2 tRNA genes are annotated in these 365 nt (G+C 50.1%); both read left to right on the top strand.

The annotated features are described in order from the left end of the window. The first annotated feature begins 137 nt into the window (after positions 1–137). Positions 138–211 (top strand) — tRNA-Ile (locus WKT13_RS13340). Positions 212–280: 69 nt separating this feature from the next. Next, a tRNA-Ala gene (locus WKT13_RS13335) sits at positions 281–354 on the top strand. Positions 355–365: the final 11 nt, after the last annotated feature.

The following is a 365-nucleotide window of genomic DNA, read 5'->3' as shown; positions in this document are numbered from 1 at the left end:
CGGACCGCAAGGTTAGCTCGGTAATAAATCAAGGAGCACGTTTGTTTCCTGCTTGTTGTACTGCACGCTGTTCTTTATCTGAGATATGACCGGAGGACGGTTATGAAGCTGAGAACTGCCTTTAAGGGGCTGAACAGAGTCCTATAGCTCAGTTGGTTAGAGCGCCACACTGATAATGTGGAGGTCGGCAGTTCAAGTCTGCCTGGGACTACTCTTTGAATAGAGGTTGCCCGGCGTGTAGAAAAGCAATCCTCCGTCCGAAGCTCAACCTCAGTAATGAGGGGGATTAGCTCAGCTGGCTAGAGCACCTGCTTTGCAAGCAGGGGGTCAACGGTTCGAATCCGTTATTCTCCACACTTACATCA

Origin of the sequence: Prevotella sp. HCN-7019 (genome assembly GCF_037890215.1) — a bacterium.
Lineage (GTDB): Bacteria > Bacteroidota > Bacteroidia > Bacteroidales > Bacteroidaceae > Prevotella.
Note: the sequence above shows the minus strand (reverse complement) of the source record. Positions and strands in the feature narration are given on the sequence as shown.